At 61.5% G+C, this 23342-nt stretch carries 17 protein-coding genes; 11 read left to right on the forward strand and 6 right to left on the reverse strand.

Annotated elements, in window-relative coordinates; translation table 11 throughout:
* Positions 1–302: 302 nt before the first annotated feature.
* From ABIE49_RS23545 to rpmB, 3 genes are all read right to left on the reverse strand, one after another.
* On the reverse strand, positions 303–1589 hold the full coding sequence (locus ABIE49_RS23545; RefSeq protein ID WP_192736492.1) for a T6SS phospholipase effector Tle1-like catalytic domain-containing protein: 1287 nt from the start codon (positions 1587–1589) through the stop codon (positions 303–305).
* Between the two features lie 161 nt (positions 1590–1750).
* On the reverse strand, positions 1751–5872 hold the full coding sequence (gene eruA / locus ABIE49_RS23550) for an NACHT domain-containing antiphage protein EruA (protein ID WP_192736493.1): 4122 nt from the start codon (positions 5870–5872) through the stop codon (positions 1751–1753).
* Between the two features lie 157 nt (positions 5873–6029).
* Entirely contained in the window at positions 6030–6338 is a 309-nt protein-coding gene (gene rpmB / locus ABIE49_RS23555) for a 50S ribosomal protein L28 (RefSeq protein WP_192736494.1), read from the reverse strand.
* Between the two features lie 392 nt (positions 6339–6730).
* On the opposite strand from rpmB, the gene ABIE49_RS23560 reads away from it, so the two are divergent.
* The 7 genes from ABIE49_RS23560 to ABIE49_RS23590 all read left to right on the forward strand — a co-directional run bounded on the left by ABIE49_RS23560 (position 6731) and on the right by ABIE49_RS23590 (position 14890).
* A complete protein-coding gene (locus ABIE49_RS23560; RefSeq protein WP_192736553.1) occupies positions 6731–7546 on the forward strand; it encodes a DUF3108 domain-containing protein in 816 nt (271 codons plus the stop codon).
* Between the two features lie 426 nt (positions 7547–7972).
* Positions 7973–11515: a helicase-related protein gene (locus ABIE49_RS23565; protein WP_192736495.1), complete on the forward strand. Its 3543-nt coding sequence runs from the start codon at positions 7973–7975 to the stop codon at positions 11513–11515.
* A gap of 18 nt (positions 11516–11533) precedes the next feature.
* Positions 11534–11803, forward strand: coding sequence for an RNA-binding S4 domain-containing protein (locus ABIE49_RS23570; protein WP_192736496.1), 270 nt, complete (start codon positions 11534–11536; stop codon positions 11801–11803).
* Positions 11804–11965: 162 nt separating this feature from the next.
* Complete coding sequence (gene fdxA, locus ABIE49_RS23575) at positions 11966–12304, forward strand: ferredoxin FdxA (protein ID WP_192736497.1); 339 nt, start codon at positions 11966–11968, stop codon at positions 12302–12304.
* Positions 12305–12741: 437 nt separating this feature from the next.
* Complete coding sequence (locus tag ABIE49_RS23580) at positions 12742–13527, forward strand: CarD family transcriptional regulator (protein ID WP_192736498.1); 786 nt, start codon at positions 12742–12744, stop codon at positions 13525–13527.
* Positions 13528–13820: 293 nt separating this feature from the next.
* Positions 13821–14354, forward strand: coding sequence for a host attachment family protein (locus ABIE49_RS23585; RefSeq protein WP_354066942.1), 534 nt, complete (start codon positions 13821–13823; stop codon positions 14352–14354).
* Positions 14355–14596: 242 nt separating this feature from the next.
* Complete coding sequence (locus ABIE49_RS23590; protein WP_192736499.1) at positions 14597–14890, forward strand: hypothetical protein; 294 nt, start codon at positions 14597–14599, stop codon at positions 14888–14890.
* 218 nt (positions 14891–15108) lie between these two features.
* On the opposite strand, the gene ABIE49_RS23595 is transcribed toward ABIE49_RS23590, so the two are convergent.
* The 3 genes from ABIE49_RS23595 to ABIE49_RS23605 form a co-directional block, all read right to left on the reverse strand.
* Entirely contained in the window at positions 15109–16605 is a 1497-nt protein-coding gene (locus ABIE49_RS23595) for a M48 family metalloprotease (protein WP_192736500.1), read from the reverse strand.
* Between the two features lie 29 nt (positions 16606–16634).
* The gene (locus tag ABIE49_RS23600; protein ID WP_192736501.1) at positions 16635–17414 is read right to left on the reverse strand and encodes a thermonuclease family protein; all 780 of its coding nucleotides are present in this window, start codon (positions 17412–17414) and stop codon (positions 16635–16637) included.
* A 131-nt stretch (positions 17415–17545) separates the two neighbouring features.
* Positions 17546–17746 carry a hypothetical protein gene (locus ABIE49_RS23605; protein WP_192736502.1) on the reverse strand — a complete coding sequence of 67 codons (201 nt, stop codon included), beginning with the start codon at positions 17744–17746 and terminating at the stop codon, positions 17546–17548.
* 308 nt (positions 17747–18054) lie between these two features.
* Here ABIE49_RS23605 and ABIE49_RS23610 point away from each other — a divergent pair, with 308 nt between their 5' ends.
* The 4 genes from ABIE49_RS23610 (at position 18055) to ABIE49_RS23625 (ending at position 23242) form a co-directional block, all read left to right on the forward strand.
* Positions 18055–19260, forward strand: coding sequence for an ABC transporter substrate-binding protein (locus ABIE49_RS23610; RefSeq protein WP_192736503.1), 1206 nt, complete (start codon positions 18055–18057; stop codon positions 19258–19260).
* Positions 19261–19404: 144 nt separating this feature from the next.
* Entirely contained in the window at positions 19405–20199 is a 795-nt protein-coding gene (locus ABIE49_RS23615; RefSeq protein ID WP_192736504.1) for an enoyl-CoA hydratase, read from the forward strand.
* A 9-nt stretch (positions 20200–20208) separates the two neighbouring features.
* The gene (locus ABIE49_RS23620) at positions 20209–20973 is read left to right on the forward strand and encodes a VOC family protein (protein ID WP_192736505.1); all 765 of its coding nucleotides are present in this window, start codon (positions 20209–20211) and stop codon (positions 20971–20973) included.
* Positions 20974–21127: 154 nt separating this feature from the next.
* Positions 21128–23242 carry an acetate--CoA ligase family protein gene (locus ABIE49_RS23625; protein ID WP_192736506.1) on the forward strand — a complete coding sequence of 705 codons (2115 nt, stop codon included), beginning with the start codon at positions 21128–21130 and terminating at the stop codon, positions 23240–23242.
* Positions 23243–23342 lie beyond the last annotated feature (100 nt).

The raw sequence follows: 23342 nt of genomic DNA on the forward strand, positions 1-23342 counted from the left end.
AGTGATTTGCCCCGGCTCCGCCAAGGCTACGCCGGGCGCGGCCGTCGGGTTGTTTTGTCGCAGTTTCGGCTTGTTTGCGAGAAGCGAGCCGCGCGAACGGTCGGCTCCCTCCCCCCTTGCGGGGGAGGGCGGGGGAGAGGGGTGGCGTCATCGGCGGTGTGTGAGGGGATTGCTGTTGTCTCGTCACCGCACGCGCGGTGAGGTGAAGCGTCACACCGGCAGTCCCGCTGCCGCCACCCCTCTCCCTAGCCCTCCCCCGCAAGGGGGGAGGGAACGCGCCGTTCGCGTGGCTTCAGTGTGCCTCACACCTCCGCCGGCATCTCCACCGCTTCCGCCTTCACCGGCATCGGCCACGTCTCGTATTTCTCCGGCAGGTTCACCGGGCGATAATCCTTCACCTCGGCCATCCGCTTCACCACCGACTCGTGCACAACCGCACCTTCCGGAATCACCCTCGGCTCCGCATCCGGAATGTAGAACCCAAGATACACCTGCCGCTTCGGCCATTCCCGGTACTTCGCGCTCTTCGGCAGGAATTCGAGAATCCACCACGCGCCAACAAGAGAATTATGCACCTCGCCGCGCACATCAGGCGCGACATAGGAGAACGGGCTGTTCTTGCGCGGAATGCCCCAGGCGAGCTGGTTGACATTGGCGTGGTTGAACTTCAGGCCGGCCTTTTCGGCCTCGTCGATCATCCAGAGCAGCGGATATTTGGAGAGGGCGGATTGCTTTTCGGGATAGCCGCCGCCGATATCGGCATGCACGCCTGAAAACCACACCTGCAGAATATCCTGCGGCGTGTCCTTGATGTCGTTGAAGCGGACCGGCTTGTAGGTCTGCGGCGCGTCCCACTTCTTTAACCGGAACATGCAGCGCCGCTCGTCGATCGAGATCGCCTGCCGGAAAATCTGCACGCTCGGGTTCGCCAGCGTCCAGGCCAGTTCTTCCAGGCTCGGGAGATAGAACCGGTCGGCCCGCGGCACGATCACGCTCGCCACCGTATCCCAGACGCCGACGAAGCGGATGGTAGGCCAGCGCGTGGACGTGATGCGCGCGAACTGCGCGGCGTTGTCGAACGGCGAGGGCGGCTCGGCATCCTCGGCGGCGGCGGCATCGGTGGCCGATCTGAACCTGGCGCGCAGCTTCGGCGCCTCGTCGCTGGAGAACTGCTTGTAGGCGATCAGGCCCGAGCCTGCGAGATTGGCCTGCTCCTCCGTGATCAGACCGATCTTGTGGATCAGCCCCGCCAGCACGCGCACGGTGTAGGCGCCGCGGGAAAAGCCGAACAGGTAGATCTGGTCGCCCTCGCGCCAGTTCTGCACCAGGAAGGAGTAGGCCGCGAGCACGTTGTCATCGAGCCCATAGCCGGTGGCGAGCCCCAGGATGGCGTTGAAATCCTGCTTCAGCTTGTGCCACGGGTCCGGCCGCGCCAGCGTGCCGACCCCGGGATCGTAAAACACCAGCTGCCGCGGCTCGGTCTTCTCGGTCTTGCGCAGGCAGCGATAGAGCTTCAGGACGTTGGAGATGTTTTCGGAGATCTCGTTGCCGGTGCCGTCGCAGCAGATGACGATGTTTCTGGGTGTCATGAGGGGTGTCCCGGAGAAAATGCAGCCGGAAGTTTAGCAAGAGATTCGTAAGGTGGCGAGGGCGACGCAACATCGGGAACACCGAGTTCGCGGCGCTTCTCCTTATTTTATTCGACGGCGTCTCTGCCTTGGCAGGCGTTTGGCGACAGATTCTCGCGAAGCTAATAATGGCCGCTTCTTTTTCCAACCAGTTTCTTTTTCGACCGTCTTGCGATCTTTGACTTAGTCTTCTTGGCGGCCGATTTCTTAAATTTCTTAACTAGCTTCTTCCCGCTAGGTGCGCGGCTGGTTGGCGGCCCGGAAAGATCAAGGACGATGACGCCCAATCTTTCACGCTTTTCAGGGGAAATCATTTCGGAAAGAATTTGTCTCATTTCTGCTGCGGATTGCGGCTGCGGCCCACCATCTGGTCTAGCGGGCATCTTTCTTGGCCGTCGTGACCCGAACCAGAAGATGCCATAGATGCCATAGCCGCTTGCATCAGGGTCGGGTGTATATAGACGATCCAGCTGAGTCTCGTATGCATGCCACACATCGGGGTGGTAATCCCGTTTCCATTCCATCATGGTTTTGCGATGATCGAGGGCGACCGACACGTCAACGCGTTTGTCGGCGGCCATATGGCCCTCTGGCTCTACGGTGATGTTAAGTGGGTGCAGCCGAGTTCGAAGCATCCCGACAAGAATGTCGCGCGAAGTTTCTTCCGATCGAGGCGACGAAATTCTTCCGTGCGATTTTTCATTCCAAAACTGCTTGTATACGTCGATGTTACGATTTGTGATCTCGTTGTTGAGGTCGCGGCAATGGTCGAGTACCAAGGCCTGTAGGTCCGCATGGTTCGCGGGTGCACCATTGAGCAACGCAGACACTGTCCGTTGCCAATCGGGTTGCTGATACTCAAGCTCTCGGAGCCGCGCGCTCTGATTTGAGATCGCGTGCTTGATTAAGTCCTGATAGGTCGTCAACGACGCTAGGTGGACTAATCGTTTCAGTAGTGTCGCTGCATCCTTGGTTGCCAGCGACGAGACATGATTTATCAATGCATGAATGTATTGCGAGCCATCCCAAGGATTCGTATCGCCCCATCCTGATTGGTGCGGGACCTGAGGAAAGTGTTGCGCAGCAGCTTTTATGATCGTTTCGAGTTGGTCTATGCTCAAGTCGGAGAAGTTGCGACGTCTTTGAGTGCTCTGCAATGATCGAAGCTGCCAAATGATTCCTGGTTTATGAGCCGCGCGCCGAAAGGCTCCAACGTATGTAGTTGGATTGATCAAATAGGCTGCGCTCAGCCAAAGTTCGCGTTGAATTCTGTCGAGTTTCTGTCCTTTTCCTAAGGCCGTTTCTGCGAGCTTGTTCAGCTGTGGCCCGATCTCCGGCAACGAAACTGCGACTTTTAGCAACTGCTCGAGATGTTCAATGGGCGCCGCAGGAAATTTGCTGAGCAGCCTAAGGACGATATCCTGACGGACGCTAACAAAGGCTTCATCGTTCAAAAGTTCATATAGGCCAGAGATTATCTTGACGTTCTTCTCAAGAGCCATGCTTACGATTTGGTGGTAAACACTGGTTACTAAATCTAGTCGTTCATGTAGTGCTGTAGTAAGCCACGCATGTTCCCTTTGGCTAACTACATTTTCGACCCGGCGTTCGGTGTGCATCACAAGCTTGATCGCGATTAGTCTCCTCAGCAAATCGTCCGAAAGGCCCGACAACTTAGGTTGGACAGACCAACGTTCGTCCATTGAAGCAATCGGGACGTACCAGCTATAAGGATAGCTGTTCTTTACAACTGCCCGGCCCACGTCCTTGACGCTGGGGATGTCGTTTCTTCCCAGCGCGGCTCTTAAGCCAGCCAACGCGATCGGGACATTATTGGCTCCAATTCGTCGCTCGAGTTTTACCCGTGGCGAAACGTCATCTTCGCTCCCTTCGTTCGGATCAAGATAAATTTTTGCGAGCCACGTCAACCAACCGGGGTCTTCTGCGCGCCGAATCCTATCCTGGTCCCGGCTAAACATCTGCAGTGTATCTGCAGTGCTCATTTCAACGTCAGCTTGGCGTTTGACGCGCCGTGCTGCCGATTGGCGTCGCCAATCTTCAATGACTGAAGCGACATTGAGTGCTCGAACCGAGGCGAGGTCTGACCGCGTTTCGCCGAATGCATAAAGCTGATCAAAAAGCGCTGGGTTCGTCGCGCTGATCGCGAGTCCAATTGCCATTTGGTAAACAAAGGCTTGTTTGGTTGGAGGGTCTTTCGCGCTTTGGGCTCGTTCGGCCATCCATTGCGCAACTAGATTCTCGTCCGCAGACTGCATAGTCGCTTCGCGGAACCTCCACAGCGCCCCATAGTCCAACGAGTCTGTACCAAGTTCATCCATGGCCTCTTCAAAAAGGGCGCGCAAGAGCTCAGGATGCTGCGAAAGTTCTTTTTGAACTCCCTCACTGCCGGCGTGTAATCCGCCCAGCGCGGCGTGGATTGACAACATTTTCCAAAGAGATGCTGCGGAAATAGGTGCAGTAGATTCTTGTAGGAATCTAAGAAGGAAACGTGCGAGCGCAGAGCTTACATCATGAGCGTTGTGGCGCTCGGCTCGGGCCGCCCTCGTGTCGGGGTCGACAACGCGATCGCGCATGTCGACGCCTGCAAAAATCGCCGGTATATCGCGTGTCGAAACTGTTTGCGCAACGTACCACAGCACTCCGCCGGGGAGATCAGTTTTGCACTCGAGGGCATCGTTTAGGATGTTTGTGACTTCGGTAGCCGTGAATTCCTCATACAAACCTCGTATAACTTCAGCGCGAAGACGAATGTCTGAATCGGACTTCCCCAGCTTCCGGTAAGCCTTCTTGATGGCCGCAACGCCAGGGAGACCCGATTTCTTAAGGGTCTCGAAAGCCAGGCTGCGCAAGGTGTATGGTTCCTTGGCATTCAAGAAGAAACCGAGGAGTTCCTTGTGTAATCCCGGGAAAGCTGAGCCGGCAGCCAGTGCGCCCAGAACAAGTTTTTTGAGTGCGAAGTTTGCTTCCTTCGAGCGCAGAATGTGTTGGAAGTTCTTCGCTAAATCTGTGCTGGCCAACGCTCCAAGATTAGGGGCCGTGCGATCTTCCCGGCCAAACCACGGGTCGGTTTCAGATAATTGGGCAAGTGTGGCCAGCAATCGTTTACGGTGTGAGGGGCGTAGAGTCGCTGCGTCGCCATAGGTGAGGACGCCGTAAGGGTCGGCATCGATCAGTTCATTGGCATGTGCCGGGCACAAGACGGCCAGCCATGCATGCAAGCCCCGTAATTCTGGTGTTGGATGACCGTCTACACCGATCAATGCACGAATGCGTCCTATCGGAAGGCCACTCGCTATTTGCTGCGCAAGCCACTGTGCGCCGAGATATTCCGCTGTTGTACGGTGGGTGTAGTCGGCGGCTTCGTTGCCGTTTCCAATGAAGACGCGTCGTCCCAGTGCAGCCCGCACCTTTTCAAGATTCTGAAACGGCGAAGTTCGGTAGCTTGGATAATCGTCATTGACCTGGTTTTCAGTCAGGCTGACGCCGCCGACATCACTAATCAGTCGTGCTGCCAAAACAGCGCCTGCCGGTCCTCGAAGCTCGTGTGGTCCATAAACACCGTCACCCGCACGGGAACGCGAAGGATTATGTTCGGACAACAGAATTTCAGTCGCCTTTTCGAATAGCTCGGTCCGATGGCGTGGCCAATTTTCGCCAACGACGACCTTCGCCAGCATCAGCAAATTTTGTGGATTGACGAGCAAGTCTTCTAGGTCTCGTTCACGAGCTTGCTTTAGAAATTCATTTGGATCGAGCGTGCCTTGAGCAGTGAGCACGGCGCACTGCTCGTCCAGTGTTAGTTGTTCAAGTGTGAGCACAACACAACCGCCTGATTGGTCGAAGTACGGTTGAAACGCAGCAAGGTCCGTTTCGCCTAGCCAATCGCTCTCTCGGCATGAGATGCGGACCTTCTTCGGCTTTACCTCGAATAGCTTCCTTACTACGGCATCAATGGTGCCTTGATCGCCCCGCCCCGCGCGACGCTCGTCAAGCGCATCGATGAACAATGCCACGTCAGACGGAAATGACGGAATATTCAGAAAATCGCGAGTTGTGACACGGGTGCCGTTTCCCGCTGCAGCCTCTGTAAAGAGATGCGTTTTCCCTGCACCCGGAGCGCCTAACAGCACGAGGTTGGGGCGAGCGGAAAACTCAGAGAAGAGTTTCCTCTGATTCGCGTCGTCTGGTTTCGGAGCAACCTGTCGTACAATTCGGTCAGTCATCTCGGAATTAGCTATGATTCGTGTCTAGATTGCATCCCTACAGGATCAACCAAGAGGTAGTTGTCGATGCTCTCCGGTACTTTCCAAAAACAAAAACGGCCGGGTCCTTCGACCCAGCCGTTCAAAACTCTCAACCGCTATGAAGCGGAGCTAAACCTTAGCTCGCCTTCTTCACGTATTCCGGCTTGCCGACCTTCTTCTGGATCGCGCGCTTGAGATCCAGCGCGCGGGGCGACAGCACGTCGGCCTTGGCCTTGAGGAGGTAGCCGTCGAGGCCGCCATTGTGGTCGACGCTCTTGAGCGCGTTGGTGGAGACGCGCAGGCGGACGTTGCGGCCGAGTGCGTCCGAGATGAAGGTGACGTTGACCAGGTTCGGCAGGAAGCGCCGCTTGGTCTTGATGTTCGAGTGGCTCACCTTGTTACCCACCAGCGGGCCCTTGGCCGTCAGTTCGCAGCGCCGAGACATCGCACAAAATCCTCTTCCATCCCCGCAACCTGGCAGCGCATCATGGCGCCGCGCGGGGGTCCAAAATCATGTCCATTTCCAGGAACCGCGGACGTATAGGGCTGAAGGCCCTAGGCGTCAAGGTTTTGCGGGGTTTCGCTTAAGATTTTGCGCACCCGCGAGAGGGTGGCGTTGGCGGTTTGGAAGCCATTACAAGGGTTTAAGGATATCAAGGCGTTAGGACCATATAAAGGGCGCAATCCCCGCCCACATCCCTGTTCCCCGCGGATTGAGCCACCGCGAGAAACCAGCCACGCGTTGATTGCCGGATATTTCTGATTACATAAACAAGAGCTCGCGCCAGCAGGACCGTCAGTTACGTGACCACACGTGCCATTTCGCATCGTTTCGGCCTGTTGGGCAGTCTTGCGGCCGGGGCGCTGCTGTGGCTGGCGCCGCTGGATGCCTCCGCGCAGGGCCGGCTCGATGCCCATTACGAGGCGTCGCTGGCGGGCATTCCCGTCGGCAAGGGCACCTGGACCATCGAAATCGGCGATGATGCGTTTTCCGCCTCCGCGCAGGGCGGTTCCACCGGGCTATTACAGGCGTTTTCGGGCGGCAAGGGTTCCGGCGCCTCCCAGGGCCGCGTCGTGGGTGGGGCGCTGGTCGCCAACGCCTATACCGCGACCACCACGAGTTCGAAGAAATCCGAGACCATCCGCCTCGTGATCGCGAACGGGGGCGTGAAGGATTTTACCATCGATCCGGAGCCGCCGGTCGATCCGGACCGCATCGTCGTGACCGAAGCGCACCGCAAAAACGTGCTCGATCCGATGACGGGCGCGATGATCCGCGTGCCCGGAACGGGCGATCCGCTGTCGCCGGAGGCCTGCCGCACCGGCACCGGCATCTTCGACGGCCGGCTGCGCTATGACCTCAAGCTCGACTACAAGCGCATGGAAAATGTGAAGGCCGAGCGCGGCTATCATGGGCCGGCGGTGGTCTGCGCGGTCTATTTCACGCCGATCGCGGGCTATATCCCCGATCGGCCCGTGATCAAGCACCTCGCCGCCCAGCGCAACATCGAGATCGCCTTCGTGCCGATCGCCGGCACCCGCATCCTGGTTCCGTTCCGCATGACGATCCCGACCCCGTTCGGCCCCGCGATGCTGGAAGCCACGAGTTTTGTCACCACAGCCGCGCCGCCCCGGGTGGCGAAGACGCAGTAACGGCAGGAACAACGGAGTGCATTCGGGTCCCTGTGTCATTGCCGGGCTTGACCCGGCAATCCATCCGCTTCGGATAAGGGCCATGTTTGTTGATGGATGCCCGGGTCAAGCCCGGGCATGACAAGCGAGGAATCCCATTGACTCTTCACCCTTTCTGATTCGACTCCGAGCCCTCTCAACTTTTAAGGAATTCGCTTGAAAACCCCGCCTTGTGGACCCCAGGCAAACTTGATCTAGTGCCGCATCATGAGCGCTAACGCTGGATGTTGCGGTGAACGAAGCCAGTTTAAGTAAGAGTCAGCGATTCCTTCGCGATTCGTTCTAGACTCGTTCCAGAGCTTAAGCCGCGACCGCATCACCGTCGCAAACTGACACACATAACAAACCGCGCGGCGCCGCTGAGAATCAAAGAAACACCTGCAAATTATGGCTTTCTCCTACTCGTCCACGTTTGGACATGAACGCGCTCCCGGCGCCGGCGTTACCGCGGTGCTGGGGCCGACCAACACCGGCAAGACGCATCTGGCGATCGAGCGGATGCTGGGGCATTCGTCCGGGATCATCGGCCTGCCGCTGCGACTGCTCGCGCGCGAGGTCTACAACAAGATCGCCGCGCGCGCGGGCGTTGAGAGCGTCGCGCTGATCACCGGCGAGGAGAAGATCAAGCCGAAGAACCCGCGCTACTGGGTGTCGACGGTGGAAGCGATGCCGCGCGATATCGACGTGTCGTTCCTCGCGGTCGATGAAATCCAGATCGCGGCGGATCTCGAACGCGGGCATGTGTTCACCGATCGCATCCTGCACCGCCGCGGCCGCGACGAGACGCTGCTGCTGGGGGCAGCGACGATGCGGCCCATCATCGAGCGGCTGCTGCCGGGCGCGTCGATCGTCACGCGGCCCAGATTGTCGCAGCTTGAATTCGCCGGCGACCGCAAGATCACGCGCCAGCCGCGAAGGACCGCGATCGTCGCGTTCTCCGCCGATGAAGTCTACGCGATCGCCGAGTTGATCCGCCGCCAGCATGGTGGTGCGGCCGTCGTGCTGGGCTCGCTGTCACCGCGCACGCGCAATGCGCAGGTCGAGATGTTCCAGAACGGCGACGTCGATTATCTCGTCGCCACCGACGCCGTCGGCATGGGCCTCAACCTCGACGTCGATCACGTCGCGTTCGCCTCCGACCGCAAATACGACGGCTACCAGTTCCGCCGCCTGAATCCGTCCGAGTTTGCACAGATCGCGGGCCGCGCCGGCCGCGCCACGCGCAACGGCACCTTCGGCACCACGGGCCGCTGCGCGCCGTTCGAGCCGGAACTGGTGAACGCGCTGCAGAACCACACGTTCGACAGCGTCAAAATGCTGCAGTGGCGCAATTCCAAGCTGGATTTCGCCTCGCTCGGCAGCCTGCAGGTCTCGCTGGCGCTCTCGCCGCAGCACGAAGTGCTGACCCGCGCGCCAATTGCCGAGGATCTGCGCGTGCTCGATCATGCGGCACGCGACGGCGATGTGCGGGAAATGGCGCACGGGCCGGCAGCGGTGGAACGGCTGTGGGAGGCCTGCCAGATCCCGGATTACCGGCGCCTGGCGCCGGCCGCCCATGCAGAATTGGTGACCACGCTGTACGGTTTCCTGATGAAAAAGGGCCGGATTCCCGACGAATGGTTCGCGGCCCAGGTCGACCAGGCCGACCGCGTCACCGGCGATATCGACACGCTGTCGGGCCGGATCGCGCAAATCCGCACCTGGACCTTCGTCGCCAACCGGCCGGACTGGCTGGGTGACCCCGATCATTGGCAGGGGATCACGCGCGAGGTCGAAAATAAATTGTCCGATGCGCTGCATGATCGGCTAACGGAGCGTTTCGTTGACCGCCGTACCAGTGTATTGATGCGCCGCCTGCGGGAGAACAGTGTTTTGAATACGGAAATCGGCAAGACCGGCGAAGTGATCGTTGAAGGCCATGTGATCGGCCGCCTCGACGGATTCACCTTTGCACCAGATGCGGCGGAGGCCGGAAGCGACGCCAAGGCGTTGCAGGCGGCAGCACAGCAGGTGCTGGCCGGCGAGATCGAGACGCGCGCCGAGAAACTCGCCGCAGCGCCCGACGACGCGTTCGTGCTGACGTCAGACGGCACCATCCGCTGGACCGGCGATGCGGTGGCTAAACTCGTCGCGGCCGACGACGCGCTGCATCCGCGCCTGCGCATCATTTCCGACGATCGCCTCAATGGCGCGGCGCGCGAAGCCGTGCAGACGCGGCTCGACCTGTGGCTCAAAACGCATATCGAGAAGCTGCTCGGCCCGCTGTTCGGGCTTGCCAAGGCCGAGGACATCACCGGCATCGCGCGCGGCATCGCGTTCCAGTTGATCGAGGCGCTCGGCGTGCTCGAGCGTTCGAAGATCACCGCCGAGATGAAGGATCTCGACCAGCCCTCGCGCGCGACGCTGCGCAAATACGGCGTGCGCTTCGGCGCCTATCACATCTATTTCCCGGGACTGCTAAAACCCGCGGCGCGCTCGCTGGCGTCGCTGCTGTGGGCCGAGAAGCAGGACAATGTCGATATGTCGGCGCTGTCGGGTGCGCAGCATCTGGCCTCAAGCGGCCGCACTTCGTTCGCGGTCGACAAGGCGCTGGCGCGCGACGCCTATCGCGTGCTCGGCTATCGCCAGTGCGGCGAGCGCGCGGTGCGCGTCGATATTCTGGAGCGTCTTGCCGATCTCATTCGGCCTGCGCTGGCCTGGCGTGAAAGTTCGCCGGGCGAAAAACCCGCCGGCGCGTTCGACGGCCGCAGCTTTGTGGTGACGCAGGCGATGACCTCGCTGACGGGATCGGCCGGCGAAGATTTCGCCTCGATCCTGCGCGCGCTCGGCTATCGCTCCGAGCGCCGCGCCCCGCTGCCGCCGAAGCCGGTCGCGGCGACTGAACCGGTGGTGGTGGAAGCCGCGCCGGTTGAGGGCGCCGAGGCTGTGGCCGATGCGGCCGCGCCGGCCGAAGCCGCTGCAGATGCGCCCGCGCAAACCGCTGACGAGACCGTCGCCCAGCCGGTCTCCGGCGACCCCGCGCCATCGGCCGCCTTGCTGCCTGAGGTCACCCTCGCGCCGGCGTCGGCCGAGGAGCCTGTGGCGGAAGCTGAACCCGTTGTCGAAGCCGCCGCAGAGCCTGCGCCGGTGGAAACGCCAGCCGTGGAAGCACCGGTCGTGGAAACGCCGGTCGTAGAAGCACCCGAAGTGGCCGCCGCGCCTGAAGAAGCGCCTGCTGCTGAAGCCACGGCAGAGACCGTCGCCAGCGACGCCGCCCCGGCGGACGCTGCGCCAACAGAAGCTGCCGCTGAGCCCGATGCGCCTGTCGTGCCCGAAATGGTGGAAGTCTGGCGGCCCGGTGGCCGTTCGGAAGAACGCCGTCCGCACCACGACCGCAACCGCCAGCGTCGTCATGGCCATCAGCACGATCGCGCGCACGCTCCGCAGGACGGTGCTGCGCCCGCGGCTGCCGCCGGTGAAGGCGGCGAGGCTGCAGCGCCCGGACGCGAGCAGCGTCATCGCCGCGGCCGCCGTCACAGCGAGTTCCGCAAGCCGCGCGAAGGCGCGCCTGCTGACGCCAACGCCACGCCGCCGGCCGAGGGCGCGCCGCAGGAGGCGCGTGCCGACAACCGTCCGCCGCGCGAGCGCTTTGAAGGCAAGGGCCGCGACAATGACAACCGCCGCGACAACAAGGGCGGCGGTCGTCCGGAGAAGTTCGGCGGCGATCGCAACAAGGGTGACCGCAACAAGGGTGGCGGGCGCGATAAAGGCGGCCGCGATTTCGGCGGGCGTGACAAGGGCGGCCGCGACAAGCGCGACTCTGGGCCGTCGCATCGGCAATACGCCACCAGCGCCGCGCCGCGCGAGCGCGACCGGCCGATCGATCCCAATTCGCCATTCGCAAAACTGGCGGCGCTGAAGGAGCAGCTCGCCGGCAACAAGGATCGCTGATCCCTAAAAGGGTCCTCATTGGATCGACAGCGTCTCGATAAATGGCTGTGGCATGCGCGGGTGGTGAAGGCCCGCACAAGTGCTGCCGCATTGGTCGAGGCCGGCCACGTCCGCATCAACGGCGTGCGCGAGAAGGCTCCGGGACATGCCGTGAAGCTCGGCGACGTCGTCACCATCGGGCTCGACAATTCGGTGCGGGTGCTGAAAGTCGCAGGCTTTGCCGAGCGGCGGGGCGATGCCGCGGCCGCGCGCGTGACTTACGAGGATTTGCAGAACCGCAGGGAATGACTATCTGCAAACGAGCCCGCCGGGCGCTTGAATAGCCAAGCTTTCCGGCGCTGCGGCCTGCTTGTCGTTGCCTTGCTCTTCCCTTGCGGCTGCGCAGTTCATGCGCTACGCAAACCCCGGAAAAACTTGATCGTTTCGGAGCCAATTCTTTCGGAGTTATGGATGACTTACGTCGTCACTGATGCCTGCATCAAATGCAAATATACCGACTGCGTTGAGGTCTGCCCCGTGGACTGCTTCTACGAGGGCGAGAACATGCTGGTCATCCATCCCGACGAGTGCATCGACTGCGGCGTCTGCGAACCCGAATGTCCCGCCGACGCCATCAAGCCGGACACCGAGCCGGGCCTGGAGAAGTGGCTCGAGGTCAACACCGAATACGCCAAGGCCTGGCCCAACATCACCCAGAAGAAGGACCAGCCGCCGGACGCGAAAGAATTCGAGGGTGTGGAAGGCAAGTTCGAGAAATATTTTTCCAAGGAACCCGGTAGCGGGGACTGATTCGCGGAACCGCCTTCCAGACCAGTTGAGACCGCTCCGGACCTAATTTGAACCTAATTCGGAGCCACCAGACCCATACACAGCCTGCCGATTTAACCTTGTTGACGGACTTATGACCGAAAGGTCCCTGCGAAGGTCCGAAACAGGGCGTAAATCATTGATTTTTGCGGAAAATGTGCTATATTGGGCACATTACAAGCCGGATCCGGCCTTGCGTAACTTTGGCCCTCCCGGTGGTTCCGTAAAAACATCGAACAGGGGCGTGGCAGTTCCGCGCGCAGGCTGTGTCACAGAAAACGCGTAAAAAGAGTGTTTCAAAGACTTCGAAAAAAGCCGCCGCGGCCAGCCGCAGCGCAACCAAAGGCCGTGCCAAGGCGTCTGTAAAGGAAGCCAAGAAGGCTGCAGCCACAAAGTCCTCGAAAAACAAAAGAAGCTCAATGCCAGATAAGACTGCAAAAACTGCCGCGAAAGCGACAGCTTCGAAGGCCACTGTCTCGAAGGTTGCCGCCAAGACTGCCCCCAAAGCTGCCGCTGCTGCTCCCAAGGCTGCCGTTGCTGCGCCCAAGGCCGCTGTTGTGGCTCCGAAGGCCGCCGCCCCGCGCGTGGAGGAGCCGAAGAAGGTCGTGACCCAGCGTCAGGGCTTCAAGGCCAATGAATTCGTGGTCTATCCCGCTCACGGGGTCGGCCAGATCCTGGCGATCGAGGAGCAGGAGATCGCAGGCGCCAAGCTTGAGCTGTTCGTGATCAATTTCATGAAGGACAAGATGACGCTGCGGGTGCCGACCGCCAAGGTCGCCAATGTCGGCATGCGCAAGCTGTCCGATCCGGCGCTGGTCAAGAAGGCCCTCGAGACGCTCAAAGGCCGCGCGCGCGTCAAACGCACGATGTGGTCGCGCCGGGCGCAGGAATACGAAGCAAAGATCAATTCGGGCGACATCGTTGCGATCGCCGAAGTGGTGCGCGATCTCTATCGCTCGGACTCGCAGCCCGAACAGTCCTACAGCGAACGCCAGCTCTATGAAGCGGCGCTCGATCGCCTGTCGCGCGAAATCGCCGTCGTCCAGCATTCGACCGAGACCGAAGCGGTCAAGGAAATCGAGAGCCAGCTCGCCAAGAGCCCGCGCCGCGGCGCCAAGACCGAAGCCGGTAGCGAAGCTGACGGTGAAGGTGATGAGGCCGACGCCGACGGTGACGATGCTGCCGTTGCGGACGAGGCGGCGTAAGTCGCTGCTTGCAGATTGAATTACGAAGAGCCCGGTCGAGAGACCGGGCTTTTTGTTTTTGTTGTCAGCCGAAAATCCATCAACACGTCGTCCCGGACAAGCGAAGCGAGATCCGGGACCCATAACCACGAATCTGCGTGGCCGCCACGCTGGAGCTACAGCGCCGAACAGACAATCAGCATCGGTGGCTATGGGTCCCGGATCGAGCTCGCTACGCTCGATTGTCCGGGACGACGGAGATCTTATGCAGTCTCCGGTGCAGATCGATCGCGTGCTCATTTGACGCGATGTCGATGTCGACCCCGGTATCTCCTTGCGGAAACCTATCTTGGCTCCGGCGTTGTCAATCAACGCAACCGATTGGAGCAAGAATGGCCACGGAACCCGCAACCCATGTTCCCCACAACGCGCTTATCCTCGTCGGCGACGGTCAAAAGGCGCTCTTCCTGCGCAACAAAGGCACTGCGCATCGGGTCCAGCTTGTCGTCGAAAGGATTATCGAGCGCGACAATCCGCCGACGCGCGAACAAGGTACCGATCGTCCGGGGCGGTCCAACGCAAGTGTTGGTGCGGCCCGGAGCGCCATGGAAGAAACAGACTGGCACCACATTGCCGAGGAGCGGTTTGCCGGCGAGCTTGCCGACGCGCTCTATCGTCATGCTCACGCCAATCTTTTCGAGAAGCTTGTGATTATCGCTCCGCCGAAAGTGCTGGGCATTCTTCGCAAGGCTCTCCACGCGGAGGTCATCGCGCGCGTGACCGCGGAAATTCCAAAGGAACTGACGTCGCATCCGGTTGCCGAAATCGAGCGGCTTGTTGCGGCTTGAGAGGAGCGCGCTCGCGAGTCGAGGGCGTTCTGCAAATTTGACGTGATGGCGGGAACGTTTCCTGCGCGGATTCATTCGAGGCATGTGGCTGGCAACAAACAGAGCTTCGGCCGCACCCATCCACGATCGCACGCCCGGGAACGAATTGGATTTGCCTTGCCTCGGGCTGATCTGATGCACGCGGGAGCAGAAGGAGGGGAACATCGAGACAGACCAAAATCGCGCACTAGATGGAGCAGATCATGAAGTTGAGCTCGACACAGGTTAAACAAACCCTGAGCCAGTTCCAGGCCGAGGTTCTTCCCGACGATCATCCGGCGGTCCCGCAGCTGAACAATCTGTTCGGGAACCACACGTTCTTTCTCGATACCCGCGGCCTCAAGGTTCTCGAACCTACCGGGACGCCGGAGACCGAGGCTCAAAGCGGCGAAGTCGTCAGTCTTGCCGACTGGAGCGATGCGACGCTCACGAGTCTGAGGCCGCATGAACCTGAGATGACGGGTGTGGTCGTGGTGCTTGAGCCGAGCAAGCACTGAGGCGCGTGAGTTGACAGTGCGCCCCGTGGTGTGCGGTCAAGCCGATATCTATCCCCACGTCGTCCCCGCGCAGGCGGGGACCCATAACCACGAAAGCGTGTGGTTTTGAATCGCTGGAGCCACAGCGACGTGAATCAACGCAAATCGGTGGTTATGGGTCCCGGATCGCGCTTCGCTTGTCCGGGACGACGAGAGATTGGTGTTGCGCGCTTCGCGCGTCAATCCACCACGATCTTGACGCGGTCGCGGGTCTTGACCTGGGCGTTGGCGTCGAGGCCGTTGAGGATGCGGAAGCGCTGGGCCGGGCGGTCGACGCCGGACATGCGGTGCGAGAGCGATTCCACGGTGTCGCCGGGCTGCACGGTGATGACTTTTATGCGCAGCGGACGTGCCGCCTGAATCTCCTCGAGCGTCAGGCGGCGGAACGAGTTGACGGTCTCGCGCGCATTGCGCTCGCTTTCGGTGGTCTTCTGCTTTGCGGCAAAAATGAAGCGGTAGACGTCGCTGCCGAAGCGCAGCGCGTAGACCTTGAACTGCCACTGGTCGCCGCTCGCCGAGGCTGACGCCGCCGGGAAGCCGTTGATGGTGAGGTCTTCGGTCGAGGCCTTCTCGACGCCTTCCATCCAGCCGGAATTGAGGTAATCGCCGAGCGACTGCTCCGCCGGCACCCGCACCACATCGAAGCGCATCGCCTGCGTGCCGCCTTCGCGGACGCCGATCACGGCCTGTGCGGTGTTGTCGAGCGTGAAAGTGTCGGGGGCGGCAAACGAGAAGCCGAGCTTGGGATGCAGGAAGCGCCGCCCGCGCACAAAGCCTTCGCTGGGGTCTTCGCCATAGACGATGTTGTCGATCGCGGCGAGATAAGTCTCGCGGTCGCGCTCGCCGCCTTCCGGTGACGAGAACTGCCGGGCCGAGTTCTGCGCATTCTGCACGCGCTCCGGAGTTGCCGGGTGCGACGACAGGAAGTCCTGCGCGCGGGGATCGAGCGAGGTCTTGCCGGCCTTCAGCGCCGCGTTGCGCTCCATCGCGCTCAGGAAGCGCGAGGCGCCGTAGGGATCGAAATGCGCGCGCGCCGAAATGCCGACGCCGATGCCGTCGGCCTCGAACTCCTGGGCGCGGGAGAAGCTCGCCATCGTCAGTTTCGTTTTCGCAAGCGCCAGCGCGGTCAGATCCGGATCGTTGCTCATGTCGGTGACGACGCGGGTGACGACGGCCGCCTGCCTTGCCTTGTCGTCGCGGATCGAGGCGTGCTTGGCCAGCACATGCGCCATTTCGTGGCTCAGCACCGAAGACAATTCCGAGGTGTCGCTGGCGAGTGCGATCAGGCCGCGCGTCACATAGAGCTGACCGGTCGGCAGTGCGAACGCGTTGACCGCGCCGGAATTCAGGATCGTCACCCGATAGGCCTGGTCGGGACGGTCGGAGGCCGCGACCAGCCGGTCGACGGTCTTGCTGATCAGCGCTTCCAGCTTCGGATCGTCATAGGTGCCGCCATAGGAGGAGAGGATGCGCTCATGCTCGCGCTCGCTCGCGGGTGTCTGCGCCACGGTGCGGTTCGGCTTCGCCGGCGCTGTGGCTGCCGTCGGCGCTGATGTCTCCAACCGGCCGCCGACACTGCCGCAGGCCGACAGCGTCAAAGCAGCGCACAGCACGGCCAGCGCAGCCAAAAGGCGGCGGCCTGTACTTCCCTCGCGCCGTCCTGAACGCTCCGTCACGTCAGCCCACTCTTCTCTTCTGAAACGAGCTAATTCCCACCCAGCACTTCAATCTGCCCCACCCGGAGCACGTCGATCCGTGGCCCACCCCGCGCCTCGACATACCCGCGGACACGAATCCGTCGATTTTCGAAGGACTTAGGCAAGAGCCCGGCCGCCTCGAACGCCGGCATCATGCGCCTTGAAATAGTCACAGCAAAGTCCCGAGTCCAGTTCCGGCCAAAATTCAGATAGGTCGTTGCCCCTGCCTGCCGCACGGACAAAACCTTGCCCTCGACCACCGAAAAGCGCCCAATCCCGGCCAAAATATCGCCGGGACTTTCCGCGTTTTTTATGGCCGCCGGATCGGCCCAGGTTCCCCTTTTGGCGCGCCGCGCCTCGGCCTCGGCGGCCGCCAGTTCCGCGGCGCAGTCCTTGACGGCCATTTCGGTCGAAACCAGCGCCTCTCCGCGGCGCAGCAGTTCGCTTTGTACTGTCGTCTCGGAACCCGGCAGGAATACGAAGGCGGACTGGCGGCCATACCGGTCCGGCGCGTCGTCGTCACCGTGCAGGGTCACATCGCGCCCGGTGACGATCGATGACAGGGCTGCCGCGCCGTTCGCCTTGTCCGTGGCCGAAGGCACGATGCCGGCGAGGCGGACCTCGCGGCCGTCATCGAGGCGAAAGCTGCGCGCGTCGATCACGGCGGCGACGCGACCTTCGCCTTGCGGTTCGAAAATGCAGCCGGCGGCGTTGGCGGGAGCTGCGGTGGACAGGAATATGAGACAGGTCATGACCCATGATCCGCAATGCAATGCCTGATGGGTCATGACGCTGCTCGTTGTCCAGCGTGTTTGTGTATCTTGTGCCTCAATTGCGATCCGAAAATGTGACCCACGCGCCGGGGAAGGGTTGTTGGGATAGTTCAGATTTAAATTCATTCCGCATCGACCGTGGACGCTCAGGCCTTACGGTAAGCGCGCATAATGGTCTGGCGATACTCTTCCGCCGACAATCCCTTTCGCTCCGCATCAGCCGCTCGCTTCTTCATGTTTGGCGTTAGCCGGATACGCTCGACGGCACAGATCTTGGAAAAGTCGTCGCGGCCAATCACGAAGCGTGTTTTCTTGACCTTAGTGCCCGGTTGCTTGGAATTTGACATGCGCTGATTATAGCATGCCTAGCGCTCTCTCGCTTCATGGCCGGGCATAGCCGTCTGAAGGACGGCGTCGCTTTTGCTCGCCTATCCCCGGCCATCCACGTCTATCTCGCCCTAGTGAAACAAAGACGTGGATGCCCGGCGCGAGGCCGGGCATGACGAACTTTGTGAGACTCCATTCCGCTTAACGGAAAAACGCATGCGAGACACGCTTCGCACGCGCCTTGCCGCTATGGGTGCCATGCGGCATGATCGCGCCGAGTGAAATTCAAAGCCGCAGGTAATGCGGCACGCAAAAAAGGGAGGCCTTCATGAAGCGGGTTGTCACAGGCATTTTCGCTGCTGTTCTGGCGATGTCGAGCACGGCTGCGCTGGCGCAAGCCAAGCCGCCGCTCAAGCTTGGCGGCATCCTCGACATGTCGAGCCTGTACGCCGACATCACCGGGCCCGGCAGCGAATATGCGGCGAAGATGGCGGTGGAGGATTTCGGCGGCGAGGTGCTCGGCCGCAAGATCGAGATCATCGCGGCCGACCACCAGAACAAGGCCGACCTTTCCGCCAACATCGCCCGTGACATGTTCGACAATCAGGGCGTCGAAATGCTGTTCGACGTCGCGGCGTCCGCAACCGCGCTGGCCGCCGGCGAGATCGCCAAGACGCGCAACAAGATCGTGATCTTCAACGGGCCCGGCTCGATCCGGCTCACCAACGAAGCCTGCGGTCCCCTGACCGTGCACTACGTGTTCGACACGTACGGACAGGCCAATGTGACCGGCCTGGCCTCCGTCAAGCAGGGCCTCGACAGCTGGTACTTCCTGACCGCGGACTATGCGTTCGGACATGATCTGGAAAAGGACACCGCCAATGTCGTGACGAAGTCCGGCGGCAAGGTGCTCGGCAGCGTGCGGCATCCGCTCAACACGTCCGACTTCTCCTCGTTCCTGCTGCAGTCACAATCTTCCAAGGCCAAGATGATCGGCCTGGCCAATGCCGGCGGCGACACCATCAACGCCATCAAGCAGGCCGCCGAGTTTGGAATTACGAAGAGCGGCCAGAAGGTCGCGCCGCTGCTCGCCTTCGTCACCGATATCGACAGCATCGGGCTCGAGACCGCACAGGGCCTGCTGCTTGCCGAAGCGTTTTACTGGGACCTCAACGACGAGACCCGCGCGTTCTCAAAACGCTTCATGGAACGCATCAAGCGCGTGCCGACGTCGGCGCAGGCCGGCGTCTACTCCTCCGTCACGCATTATCTGAAGGCGGTGAAGGCCGCAGGCACCACCGATTCGGCGGCCGTCATGAAAATCATGAAGGAGACGCCGATCAACGACATGTTCGCCAAGAACGGCAAGATCCGCGAGGACGGCCGCATGGTGCACGACATGTACCTGTTCGAGGTCAAGAAGCCGTCGGAATCGAAAGGCCGCTGGGACGACTACAAGCTGCTGGCGACCATTCCCGGCAACGAGGCGTTCCAGTCGCTGGAATTGTCGCGCTGCCCGCTGGTTAAGAAGTGACGGCCGAAAGGCCGTCATCCCGGAGCGCATTAGCGCGAATCCGGGATCTCGAGATTCTCAGATGTGCAATTGCACATCATAGTTCGATGCTTCGCATCGCCCCGGAATGACGAAGCCAACCAATAACCACGAAAGAACCCGCACATGAGCCAGAACGAAATGGTCCTCCAGCAGCTCGACCAGGGCTTGCTCACCATCATCATGAACCGTCCCGACCGGCGCAACGCGCTCAATCCGGACATGACGCGCGGCCTCGTCGAGGCGGCGCGCCGCGCGGCCGAGGATCACGAGGTGCGCGCGGTGCTGCTGAAGGGCGCCGGCGGCACGTTCTGCGTCGGCGGTGACGTCAAATCGATGGCGGAGGGCCGGGCGCCGCTGTCGTTCGAAGCCAAGATGGTCAATCTCCGCCGCGGCATGGAAGTCTCGCGCATCCTGCACCAGATGCAAAAGCCTGTGGTGGCGCAGGTCGATGGCGCCGCGGCCGGCGCCGGGCTCTCGATCGCGCTTGCCTGCGACCTCCGGGTCGCCAGCGCGTCCTGCAAGATCACAACAGCGTTTGCAAAGGTCGGACTGTCCGGCGACTACGGCGGCACGTATTTCCTCACGCAAATGCTCGGCAGCGCCAAGGCGCGCGAATTGTACCTGACCTCGCCGGTGCTCAGCGCGCAGGAAGCCTACAATCTCGGCATGGTGACCAAGGTGGTGCCCGACGCGGAAGTCGAGGCGGTCGCGTATGATCTGGCGCTGTCGCTGGCGCAGGGCCCGTCGATCACGCTCGGCTACATCAAGCGCAACATCAACAATGCCGAGACGATGTCGCTGGAAGAATGTTTTGACGCCGAGGCGATCCACCATTCGCGTTCGGGCGAGACCCTAGATCACAAGGAAGCGGCAAAGGCGTTCGTCGAGAAGCGCAAGCCCGTATTCCAGAACCACTGAGGTAGTGAAATGGCCGGCTATATGAGGCTGCGGCAGATCTGCCTGGTGGCGCCGAAGCTGGAGCCCGTGATTTCGGACATTGCAGGGATCATGGGGCTGAACGAGTGCTTCCGCGACGGCAATGTCGCCAAATACGGCCTGGAGAACGCGCTGCTGCCGGTCGACACCATCCTGCTCGAAGTGGTGGCGCCGTTCCAGCCGGGCACCGCGGCGGGCCGCTTCATCGACAAGAATGGCGGCCGCGGCGGCTATATGGCGATCTTCTGCTGCGATGACCCCGATGCCTATGGCAAGCGCGCGAACGAGATGGGCGTGCGCACCGCGAACGTGATCACGCACGCGCCGTACCATGGCGTGCAATTGCACCCGCGCGATTGCCGCGCCGCCTTCATCGAGTTCAACCACACCGAAGGCAGCGACGACATTCTGGGAACCTATCCGCCGGCTGGTCCCGACTGGCAGAAATCGATCGCCAAGGATGTGACGCTGGCGCTGACCGACGTCGAGATGGAAAGCCCCGAACCGGAGGTGCTGGCCGCGCATTGGGGCAAGATCATCGGCGTCTCCGTCAGCAGGAACGCGAAGGGCGAGCCGGAGCTGAAACTGCCCAATGCCAGCTTCCACTTCGTCAAGGGGCCAGCCGATTTGATGAGCGGGCTGACGTTCAAGGTCGCCGATATCGCCAAGGTGCGCGAGGCGGCCAGGGCCAAGGGCTGCAAGGTGGCCGGGGACGGGTTTGATCTCTGCGGGGTGAGGTTTAGTCTTACCGTGTGATTGACGCGCGTTCACTCAGTCGTCATGCCCGGGCTTGTCCCGGGCATCCACGTCTTTAAGGTCCAACAGCAAGAAAGACGTGGATGGCCGGGCATAGGCGAGCGAAGCGACGCCGTCCTTCAGACGGCTATGCCCGGCCATGACGGAGTAAATCATGCCGCACCCGCTCGACAGTTTCTTCGCGCCCGACAGCATCGCGCTGATCGGCGCCTCGCGCGATCATGAGAAGATTCCGGGGCGGCTGCTGTCGATGCTGCGGAAGAACGAATATCCGGGCAGGATTTATCCGATCAATCCGAACTATCCCGATATCGACGGGCTGAAATGCTACAAGGCCATCGCCGAGGTCGGCGCGCCGGTCGATCTCGCCATCATCATCATTCCCGCTCGCGCCGTGGTGGGCGCGCTGGAGGAGTGTGCCGCGGTCGGCGTCAGGAATGCCGTCATCATCTCCTCGGGCTTTGCGGAGGAAGGCGGCGACAGCGCTGTCATGCAGGAGAAGATCGTCGCGATTGCGAAGCGCACCGGCATGCGGATTTCAGGTCCCAATGCCGAAGGTTTCCTCAGTGAAGTGCAGAAGGTAGCGGCCACCTTCAGTCCGACGGTCGACGTCAAGCCGGGTCATGTGCCTGTTGTCGCGACCACAAGGCGTATCGCCATCGTCGCGCAATCCGGCGGCATCGGCTTTGCCATCAAGCATCGCGCCAAGGCGCTCGGCGTTGCGATCAGCTATTGCGTCAGCGCCGGCAATGAAAGCGATCTCGGCGCCGGCGAATTTCTGGATTACATGGTGCAGGACCGTTCCACCGACGTGATCCTGCTGTTCATCGAAGGTATCCGCGACGTCGACAAGTTTCTCTCCGCCGCGCGCCGCGCCGCGGAGATGCGAAAACCCGTCATCGTCACAAAGGTCGGGCGTTCCGGCGCGGGCGAGCGCGCCGCGGCCTCGCACACCGCCAGCATGGCCGGATGGTCCGCGGCCTATGACGCGTTGTTCGCCAAATATGGCTTTATCGTCTCCAACGATCTCGACGAAGCGGTGACGATCGCAGCCGTGCTGACGACGAACCCGCTGCCGAAGGGCGACCGCGTCGCTGTCCTGACCGTGTCCGGTGGCGGCGGAATCTGGGGCGCCGACACGGTCTCGATGCAGGGGCTCAAAGTCCCGGAACTGTCGCCGTCGATTCAAACCGAAATCAGGAAGTGGATGCCGTCCTATGGCGCCGCGGGCAATCCGGTCGATGTTACCGCGCAAGGCGTCAGCAGCGGCGGCCTGCAGAAGACCATCGATCTGCTCGCCGTCTCCGACGAAGTCGACGCCATCCTGGTGGTGCTGTCGCTGTCGAGCGAGGTGCGGATGTGGTTCAAGGAGGCCGAGCTGAAGCCGGTGATATTGGCGCAGAACAAGCCGATCGTGTTCTATTCCTACACGCTGCCGTCGGCGTTCGCGCGCGGAGAACTCGCGAAATCCGGCGTCGTGGTGCTGTCGGGCCTCACGCATGTCGGCGTCGCGATGCGGCGGCTTGTCGAGCTCGCGAATTTCAAACTGGCGCCGCCGGCGGATGTGGCGGCGCTGCCGGCGCGCGATTTATCCGCGCATCTGAAATCGACCGCGCTGTCGGAGTTCGACAGCAAGTCGCTGCTGCGGGATGCCGGCATCGCGCTGCCGGACGAAATGCTGGTGACCGATCGAGGCGAACTGGATGCCGCGATCGCACGTGCGGGCTTTCCGCTGGTCATGAAAATCCAGTCGCGCGACATCCCGCACAAGAGCGAGGTCGGCGGCGTCCGCGTCAACGTCACGACCAAGGGCGAGGCGTTTACGGCCTACGGCATGCTGCTCGACAACGCGCGAAAACACCGGCCGGATGCCGCGATCCAGGGCGTGCTGGTCGGGCCGATGGCCAAAAAGGGCGTCGAGATCATCGTCGGCACGCTGACGGACAAGGTGTTCGGGCCGGTCATCATGGTCGGCCTCGGCGGCATCACGACGGAACTGTTTCGCGACGTGATCTACCGGCCGGCGCCGGTGAGTGCGGAAGAGGCGGCGGCGATGCTGGGGGCGCTGAAAGCAGCGCCGCTGCTGAACGGGTTTCGTGGCGCGGTGAAGGCCGATGTGGCTGCATTGTCGCGATTGATTTCAGAGGTCTCGGTACTGGCGGCGCAGCATGCGAGTGAGATGTCAGAGATCGAGATCAATCCGGTGCTGGTGCATCCGGAGGGGCAGGGCGTGACGATTGTCGATGCGCTGGTGGTGGGGAAGGCGTAAGCCCTCACCGCATGTCGTCCCGGCGAACGCCGGGACCCATACGCCGCGGCTTTAGTTGTGAAGTAAGGTATCTAACGCCGGTGCTCACACCGATAAGCCG

Source organism: Bradyrhizobium sp. OAE829, from assembly GCF_040546575.1.
Taxonomy (GTDB): domain Bacteria; phylum Pseudomonadota; class Alphaproteobacteria; order Rhizobiales; family Xanthobacteraceae; genus Bradyrhizobium.